Source organism: Dietzia sp. SLG310A2-38A2, from assembly GCF_014145095.1.
Classification (GTDB): domain Bacteria; phylum Actinomycetota; class Actinomycetes; order Mycobacteriales; family Mycobacteriaceae; genus Dietzia.
Genome location: NZ_JAALDX010000546.1, coordinates 2847 through 3249, shown reverse-complemented (window position 1 = coordinate 3249; position 403 = coordinate 2847). Strand labels below are relative to the sequence as shown.

Below are 403 nucleotides of genomic sequence, written 5' to 3'. Positions count from 1 at the left end.
ACTGAACGCCCTGGGCTACTGGCTGTTCACCGCAGGCGGCATCGTCGTGATGTCCGGCTTCCTGACCCCGGGCGGGGCCGCCGCCTTCGGCTGGACCATGTACATGCCGCTGGCGAGCCAGGAGTACTCGCCGCAGGTCAGCGCGGACCTGTGGATCCTCGGCGTGGGCATCGGCGGTATCGGTACCATCCTCGGCGCCGTCAACTTCGTCACCACGATCATCTGCCTCCGAGCGCCGGGAATGACCATGTTCCGGATGCCGATCTTCACGTGGAACATCCTCGTGACGTCCGTGCTGATCCTGTTGATCTTCCCGCTGCTCACCGCCGCCGCCCTCGGCGTCTTCTACGACCGCCAGTTCGGTGGCCGCATATTCTCCGCGGGCAACGGAGGCTCGATCCTG

1 protein-coding gene is annotated in these 403 nt (G+C 65.8%); it reads left to right on the top strand.

Going from position 1 to position 403, the window contains the following annotated elements:
- Positions 1-403, top strand: a 403-nt coding sequence (locus tag G6027_RS19205) for a cbb3-type cytochrome c oxidase subunit I (protein WP_241727258.1), incomplete at both ends; no start/stop codon positions are given.